Here is a 7739-nt window from a genome sequence, read left to right on the forward strand (position 1 = left end):
TTGAGAGTGCAGAGCATTCTTGATTCACCTACCTTTCTAAATCCAGTGTACTTATATTGAACGAAAAATTCAGTATATATTGAAAATATAAACCCCGCCTTCCTCCACAGCTAAAGCAGTGGGAGGAAGGCGGATGTTCTCGTGAAAATGATTGACTAAGTCACGAACGGCTTATGTATGAATTGGAAATGAAATTGTATTTTCTCTTGGCTGCTATACGTACAGCATAACCGCTTATGTAACAACAGTGTACGCAACTATTCTTTATGGATTGCAGAAAATGAGCAGAGACCGTACCATCGTTTGATACGGTCTTAAAGCGATTTTACCATCGTTACATGAGGGATTCCAGCATCCATAAACACATCGGAAACAGTTTGATATCCAAGTTTTTGATAAAATGGCTCCGCATGTGTTTGCGCGTTCAGTTTTACTTTTGGGACACCTTGTTTTTTTGCAAACTGCTCAATCGCTTCCATAATCAGCTTTCCTGCCCCACTACCGCGATATTGCGGCAAAACGCAAATTCGTTCGATCTTGCCTAGACCGTTATCGATCGTGCGAAACCTGCCGGCACCAATCGGTTTTTCCCCATCGTACAAAACAAAATGCATTGCTTCTTGCTCAAATTCATCAATTTCTTCTTCTTCCGGAACATGCTGCTCTTCGATAAATACGATTCGTCGAACAAGCAAGGCATCGTTGTATAAAGATGTATCATTTTTTGTTCCGATTGCTACGTTCATATTACTCTTGTTCCTTTCCTCCAACAAGAAATGTTTCATATACTGTCCATGAGCCGTTTTCTAGTTGATATAGAAGGTGGAAGCGGTCAACCGTTTCTTCAAAATGAACGTTTTGCATCCGTAATTGTCCGTATACATCAGCATATTCAGCGTTTGGCAAATCACGGCCGATGGTAATATGAGGGACAAATACGTATTCTGACTTATCAGCAAGGATTCCGCTGTGAAGCCGTTCATGGAGACGCTCGAGCGTTTCATTCGGCTCCACTTTTAAATAAATAACATTGCTTGTTGGATAAAATGAGCTAAACTTTGTCACTTTTAACGGAATGACATCTGTTTCAGCAGCGATTTTGCGCAGTTCCTTTACAATTTCTTTAATTTTCTGGTCGTCAGCTTCAAAAGGCTCTTTTAAGGTTAAATGCGGCGGAATGAGGGCGTAATGGCTGTCGTAACGCTTTCTATAGGAATTGGCAAAATCTTGTATTCGCTTCGAAGGAAATAAAGCAATACCATATTTCATAAAAACCCCTCCTTATGATAAGTAGTACTTAATTATAACAAAATTCCGAAGAGCATAGTAGTGTTTACAAAGAAAGGATATGCGCGATTGCACGCGGAACATCAGGCTGCCAATATGTCCATGCATGACCGCCATCAAATTCGTTGTATTCATACAAAAATCCTTTTTGAATAAACGCTTCACGCGCCTTTCGATTTGGAGTGATAAAATCGCGCACATTTCCGTCCGTCGTTTTCACTGCTGTTTCGTTTGTACCTACCGAATGGTAAATTTGCAATAATGATGGTTCTGTAAATTGTAAAATTTGTTCGATGATTCCTTCATCGATATATGGCGACTGCATCGCAATTTTTCCAAATGTATGCGGATACAATAATCCTGCCATTAGTGATACAGTGCCGCCAAGGGAATCGCCGATGAGCGCGCGTCCTTTTCCGATTTGGTACGTAGGAAACGTTTGATCTAAAAACGGAACGAGCTCATGTGCTAAAAAACGCAAATAACGGCTGTTTTTCTTTCCGTTTGGATGATATTTCTCATAGCGGTCCTTAACATCGCGATATGGAATTCCGATGACAATGGTGCGGTCAATCTCGCCGTTTTCCATCAGTTGTTCAATAACGCTTTTTATTTTCCCGTACATAAAATAATCTTTCCCATCCTGAGCGATAAGAAGAGAATACTTATGAAGCGGGGAAAACGAACTTGGCAAATAGGCAAGCAGCGTTATTTCCTCATCCAGCTCATCGCTATAAATAGTGTAATCATGCATTGTCCCTTTTTGTAATGCCATGATGGATCCTCCAACAAAAACAGATTCACCTGTTATTGTACCATATTTTTGTAAAAACATGTTAACAAACACAGCAGATTATGATGAATATTTACATAAAAAAGCGCCGGGAGTTTTTTCAACGTATAAAAACAACGTGTCAATTTGAAAAATTTAAAAAATTTCTTGCAAACTTACGATAAATGAGGTACATTTTTTAGTAATCAGAAAAAATGAATAGTGAAGGATGCATTCTTATCAAGAGAAGTGGAGGGAACTGGCCCTATGAAGCTTCAGCAACCAGCCAATTTTTGGCCAGGTGCTAAATCCAGCGAATTGAATTTTTTCAATTCGGCAGATAAGAAGAAGCACTGATCGACGTATGGAAAAGTCTTCTTCTTAGAAGACTTTTTTTATTTTATAGAAGAGGGAGAGATACAGATGGAGAAAATGGAAACGTTATTGGCGCAAATCGGAAACCGCAGTGACACGGTCACAGGAACGGTCAATCCGCCCGTCTATTTTTCGACCGCGTACCGTCATGAAGGAATCGGGAAGTCTACCGGATTTGACTACATTCGTACCGGCAATCCGACGCGGAAAATCGTCGAGGAAGCGATCGCAAAGCTAGAAGGAGGAGACCAAGGCTACGCGTTCAGCTCGGGCATGGCGGCCATTCAGACGGTTCTTGCGTTATTTGAAAGCGGGGATGAATTTCTCGTTTCCTCCGATTTATATGGAGGTACATATCGTTTATTTGAACGCGGCTGGCGAAAATACGGCTTGTCTTTTCATTATGTAGATTTTCGCGACATACGATTAGTAGAGAACTACATCACTGAAAAAACAAAAGCGATTTTTTTAGAAACACCGACGAACCCGTTAATGCAGGAAACGGACATTGCTGAAGTGGCAAAATTTGCGAAAAAACATGGACTGCTTCTCATTGTCGACAACACGTTTTACACACCAGTTTTTCAGCGTCCGATCGAGCAAGGAGCCGATATCGTCATCCATAGTGCGACAAAATATTTAGGCGGCCATAACGATGTGTTGGCAGGTCTCGTCGTTGCGAAGGGGGAGGAACTTTGCAAGCGGCTTGCGGAATATCAGAACGCAATTGGCGCTGTGCTTTCACCGTTTGATTCATGGCTGCTTATTCGCGGCATGAAGACGCTGGCGCTTCGGATGCGACAGCACGAAGAAAACGCGAAGCGAATCAGTGAATTTTTAGCGGCGCATGAAGATATTACTGATGTATTATACCCGGGAAGAGGCGGCATGTTATCGTTTCGTTTGCGCGAAGAAAAATGGGTCAACCGCTTTTTGCAAAGTTTACGATTAATTACATTCGCCGAAAGTTTAGGAGGAGTCGAAAGTTTTATTACGTATCCAGCAACGCAAACCCATGCCGATATTCCAGAAGAAATCCGCATCGCCAACGGTGTCTGTAACCGGCTGCTTCGTTTCTCTGTCGGCATCGAGCATGTCGAAGATTTAATTTCTGACTTATCGCAAGCGTTAAAAAGTATGAAAGAGGTGTAGGGAGATGGAACAACACATATCTTTTCAAACGAAACTGCTCCATAATAAATGGAAAATGGATCCTCAAACGGGAGCGGTCAGTGTGCCGATTCAGCACGCTTCCACGTTCCATCAATTTGATTTTGATACATTCGGCAAATATGATTATAGCCGCTCAGGCAATCCGACGCGCGAAGCGTTGGAAGAGACGATTGCGGCGTTAGAAGGCGGGGTGCGCGGTTTCGCCTTCTCATCCGGAATGGCGGCGATTTCCACCGCTTTTCTCCTCTTGTCCAAAGGCGATCATGTGCTTGTGACGGAAGACGTTTACGGCGGTACGTACCGAATGATTACCGAGGTATTGAGCCGCTTTGGTATTGAATATACGTTCGTTGATATGACCGATTTGCATGAAGTAGCTTCCCATATTCGCCCGAATACAAAAGTCATTTACGTTGAAACCCCATCGAATCCGCTTTTAAAAGTGACCGATATTCGCGGGATTGTGAAGCTTGCAAAGGCAAATGGCTGTTTAACGTTTTTAGATAATACGTTTATGACTCCCGCTCTGCAGCGTCCGCTCGATCTTGGTGTCGATGTCGTCCTTCATAGCGCGACGAAATTTTTATCGGGGCATAGCGACGTTGTTGCCGGGCTTGCCGTTGTCAAAGACGAGGAACTTGCCAAACAGCTGTACAAATTGCAAAACTCTTTCGGAGCGGTGCTCGGCGTCCAAGACGCATGGCTTGTGTTGCGCGGATTAAAAACGCTTCATGTCCGCCTCGAGCAATCATCGCAGTCAGCGCTAAAGATAGCCCGTTATTTAGCGAATCATCCGAAAGTGGAAGAAGTGTATTATCCAGGGCTTACGTATCATCCGGGCCATGCGATTCAGCGCTATCAGGCATCAGGATTTGGCGCGGTATTATCGTTCCGCCTTGCCGATGAAGAAGCGGTCCGGACGTTTGTAAAGCATGTTCGCATCCCTGTATTTGCCGTCAGCTTAGGAGCAGTCGAATCGATTTTATCGTATCCTGCCAAAATGTCACATGCGGCGATGCCGAAAGAAGAACGGGAGCGGCGCGGCATCACGGACGGCTTGCTGCGTCTTAGTGTTGGCCTTGAAGCCGCTGACGATCTAATTGCCGATTTCGAGCAAGCACTGTCATATGTCAAAGAAACATCATCATCCACTGTTTCAGCACGATAAAATAAAAAGGTATGCGCCAAAAGAAGCTGCCTCGCGCATACCTTTTCGTTTATTCTGTCAAATGAAATGTCTCTGCTGATAATATAATCATGTGATCAAAGGAATAAATATAGAGCGCTAAATAACATAATGATGTATTGAAAGCGGGGATTTACGATCGTTCTTGCCCTATTGCTTGTGCGCGACAATGCCGTACAGCGATTGACACCCAATCGCTAGATGAAAATTTTTTAAAAAAGTATTTGACAAAGATCAGGCATATCCATATAATAATAGATGTGTTCAACAGAATATGATTCCGTAGCTCAGCTGGGAGAGCGCCACCTTGACAGGGTGGAGGTCGCTGGTTCGAGCCCAGTCGGAATCACTAAAGTGTGGAGCTTGAAATCCTTGCGTATCAAGGGTTTCAAGCTTTTTGTTTTTTATAGCAGGCACTCAAAATGGTGCCAAAGTTACGGTTGGTGCCATTTTGGTGCCGAAGCATTTTTAGTTTGATTTTGATAACAGGGCATCGATTTGATTAGCAGCTTTCTTATTAAAATAAATATAAATTATGTTTTTTCATAAATAAAGCAGCATAATTGAATATGCTGCTGGTATGCTATTTATTTGCTATTAACTTCAACGTAAGAAGGAATCGGACAAGCATCTTGCTTTAAAGAATCGTACTGTGAATGTGGATCAATCTCCACATCTTTTGTGCGCGCTTCAAACCAAGATGTGATCAACGGCTGTAGAGAAGAATCGATATCTAATAACGTTGTTACGTGAACCGGGTGTGCACGATTTGTTAGTTTTACACTCATGACATCAAAAATTCGCTGTAGCAAAGAACGCTCAAATTGCAATTCAAGCAACTTTGCCCGTTTCGTTACGAGTGTTTCTACTGTAAAGGCACCTGAGCGAAGCTGTACATGCGCATCTTCTAACTTAAACGCTGTATTACGGTATTCTCGAATACGATTGATATAAGTAAACACCAACACAATCGCACCAAAAATAAAGAAAATGGGTTTCCAAAATCCAATGGCAGCAACGAGGCTTGCAAAAATTGGTGGTCGAAGCCAAATCAACTTTTTTGCCTTAGGGGATGCATAATGTGTCATGCTACGCAGTTGAAATTCTGGCAGCATGATTGCTATTAATTCATGTGCTTTTTCCGTTGGTAAGTACGGGAAAAATTCATTAATGTTTTGGTCCTCACCTGGCAAAATTTCCCCTGCTGAAATAAGTTTAATTGTTGTCACACCGAGCAACTTTTGATAGCCGTTTTGTTTGTAAATGACCGCTTGTACTTTGTCTTTGCGAATGGAAAAGCTTTGCTTAGAAAGCCAGCCTTTTTGTACATAAATGCGTTCATTGTCCATTGAAATGGTATATTGATAGTAGCTATTAAACGTTTTAAAGACGCCGATACCGACAGCTGCTAATACGGCAAGTAAGACTAGCAAGATGAGCAGCCATCCTGAAAGATGAGACATAACCTTATCTACATTAATATATTTTTCTGGATGTACATCTGACCATATATTTAAGCCAATAGGAATGATGGCTAAAAAACTGAAGGACAATAGGGAAGCTTTCAAAATATCACGAATGGTAGTGGTGAAAAGAATTTGACGTTCAGATTCATTGATGGCTTCCTCAGCATGCTGCTCTTGATTCCCATTTCGTAAAACATAATCCTCTATCTTGATGCAATCCACTTTATTTACAAATTCCAATGTCACATCGCTAGTTGCTTCTCCTGTTTCCATTGTGATCGATTGTACGCCAAATAATCGTTGCAAAACATTTGCCTTCGTTTGCACATTCTCAAATTTTTCACGTGGTATAAATTGCTCTGATTTAGAAAATAGGCCCTTATGTATATGAATGCCATCTTCGGCAAATACAACTTTAGTAAATAATGTCTCATAGATGCGAAACAGTAAACTGAATCCGAAAACCGCAATCGCACCCCATTGCACAATATTCATGAACATAGAATTACTACCCGAATTTAGGAATAAAATGAAAAGTATAAACAGATTGCTTTTGATAAGGTCTAGCAGGTCATAGAATATTTTTAGCTTGGAATAGCGAAACGTCATACTTCATCAAGCTCCTTTAAACGGGCAAGCTTCGAAATATCATCGCGGAGCTTTATAGCAACTTCTTCCTCAATATGTGGAATGGTAACGCCACCTTGCATCGTTTTAATTTCAATGGAGCGGACACCATATTTTCGCATAATGATGCCTTGAGTCAATTCAATGGATTGTATTTTCGTCATCGGCACTACAACTTCCACTTTTGTCCAAATCCCGCTTTTAATGTATAAAAAATCATCCGTTAACCCGTATCGAAAAGTTTTATAGTATATCGGTGAACTTACAAAATAGGTCCACGGAATACCAATTATGGTAATGACAAACAGGGCGATCCAAACATACCGTAGCCAGCTCCACCAGTTAAAATAATCTGTGCAAAAATAAAGTCCAGTTATAACGACAAGGGCAATGAGTGATGTAATAAGTTCGTTTAAATTGCGTACCTTCATCGCTCTAGGTGAGATTTGTTGATACTGTACTTCCATACTGTTCTCTCCTTTAAGTTGGAAAATTATCCATTCAATTTCATTTACGGTGAATGATAAAAAAAGTTTCGTTTGAATAAACTGTGATTAAAATTTTTGTAAAACATCTATTTCGAAAAGTGAGAGATCTTTGAAGGAAAAAATAAGGAAATGTTTTTGGTGCTATGAGATACATTTTTGCACTTTACATAGCCCACAGTATATGAGTATGAGATGAAAAGCAAGCTTCAACAAGGTACCGTCAAGAATTTTGTGTAATGTAAATGGGGTAGGGTTTCTCTGAAATGGATTTGAATTGATAGGGGACTGATTTTCTCCACACAGGAGACTGAATATTCAGTCTCCTGTGTGGAAAGGGAGAATCCCTCTATTTTGTTTATTTACAG

The 7739-nt window shown here is 41.2% G+C and carries 7 protein-coding genes, 1 tRNA gene and 1 riboswitch; of the genes, 3 read left to right on the top strand and 5 right to left on the bottom strand.

Annotated features, from left to right (window positions below):
- Window positions 1-314 precede the first annotated feature (314 nt).
- From DCC82_RS06390 to DCC82_RS06400, 3 genes are all read right to left on the bottom strand, one after another.
- Window positions 315-746 (bottom strand): GNAT family N-acetyltransferase, encoded by a 432-nt coding sequence (locus DCC82_RS06390; protein ID WP_012749483.1) that lies wholly within the window; start codon window positions 744-746, stop codon window positions 315-317.
- Between the two features lies 1 nt (window position 747).
- Window positions 748-1269, bottom strand: a complete 522-nt coding sequence (locus DCC82_RS06395) for a YjcG family protein (protein ID WP_012749484.1) — start codon at window positions 1267-1269, stop codon at window positions 748-750.
- A 64-nt stretch (window positions 1270-1333) separates the two neighbouring features.
- Window positions 1334-2062, bottom strand: a complete 729-nt coding sequence (locus DCC82_RS06400; RefSeq protein WP_062679093.1) for an alpha/beta hydrolase — start codon at window positions 2060-2062, stop codon at window positions 1334-1336.
- A 231-nt stretch (window positions 2063-2293) separates the two neighbouring features.
- A riboswitch (SAM riboswitch) is annotated at window positions 2294-2406 on the top strand.
- Window positions 2407-2482: 76 nt separating this feature from the next.
- Here DCC82_RS06400 and DCC82_RS06405 point away from each other — a divergent pair.
- The 3 genes from DCC82_RS06405 (at window position 2483) to DCC82_RS06415 (ending at window position 5142) form a co-directional block, all read left to right on the top strand.
- Window positions 2483-3586, top strand: a complete 1104-nt coding sequence (locus DCC82_RS06405; RefSeq protein WP_012749486.1) for a methionine biosynthesis PLP-dependent protein — start codon at window positions 2483-2485, stop codon at window positions 3584-3586.
- Window positions 3587-3590: 4 nt separating this feature from the next.
- Window positions 3591-4775, top strand: a complete 1185-nt coding sequence (gene metC / locus DCC82_RS06410) for a cystathionine beta-lyase (protein ID WP_097354224.1) — start codon at window positions 3591-3593, stop codon at window positions 4773-4775.
- Window positions 4776-5069: 294 nt separating this feature from the next.
- A tRNA-Val gene (locus DCC82_RS06415) sits at window positions 5070-5142 on the top strand.
- A 238-nt stretch (window positions 5143-5380) separates the two neighbouring features.
- Here DCC82_RS06415 and DCC82_RS06420 read toward each other — a convergent pair.
- Entirely contained in the window at window positions 5381-6868 is a 1488-nt protein-coding gene (locus DCC82_RS06420; RefSeq protein WP_097354225.1) for a PH domain-containing protein, read from the bottom strand.
- Window positions 6865-7353, bottom strand: coding sequence for a PH domain-containing protein (locus tag DCC82_RS06425; RefSeq protein WP_062753712.1), 489 nt, complete (start codon window positions 7351-7353; stop codon window positions 6865-6867). The genes DCC82_RS06420 and DCC82_RS06425 overlap by 4 nt, the downstream gene beginning before the upstream one ends.
- Window positions 7354-7739 lie beyond the last annotated feature (386 nt).

The organism is Geobacillus sp. LYN3 (assembly GCF_003064505.1).
GTDB lineage: Bacteria > Bacillota > Bacilli > Bacillales > Anoxybacillaceae > Parageobacillus_B > Parageobacillus_B toebii.

Bases quoted from the DNA above. Each gene is read 5' to 3' on its own strand.
- metC (WP_097354224.1), top strand. From the start codon at position 3,591: ATGGAACAACACATATCTTTTCAAACGAAACTGCTCCATAATAAATGG.
- DCC82_RS06425 (WP_062753712.1), bottom strand. From the start codon at position 7,353: ATGGAAGTACAGTATCAACAAATCTCACCTAGAGCGATGAAGGTACGC.
- DCC82_RS06395 (WP_012749484.1), bottom strand. From the start codon at position 1,269: ATGAAATATGGTATTGCTTTATTTCCTTCGAAGCGAATACAAGATTTT.
- DCC82_RS06390 (WP_012749483.1), bottom strand. From the start codon at position 746: ATGAACGTAGCAATCGGAACAAAAAATGATACATCTTTATACAACGAT.
- DCC82_RS06420 (WP_097354225.1), bottom strand. From the start codon at position 6,868: ATGACGTTTCGCTATTCCAAGCTAAAAATATTCTATGACCTGCTAGAC.
- DCC82_RS06400 (WP_062679093.1), bottom strand. From the start codon at position 2,062: ATGGCATTACAAAAAGGGACAATGCATGATTACACTATTTATAGCGAT.
- DCC82_RS06405 (WP_012749486.1), top strand. From the start codon at position 2,483: ATGGAGAAAATGGAAACGTTATTGGCGCAAATCGGAAACCGCAGTGAC.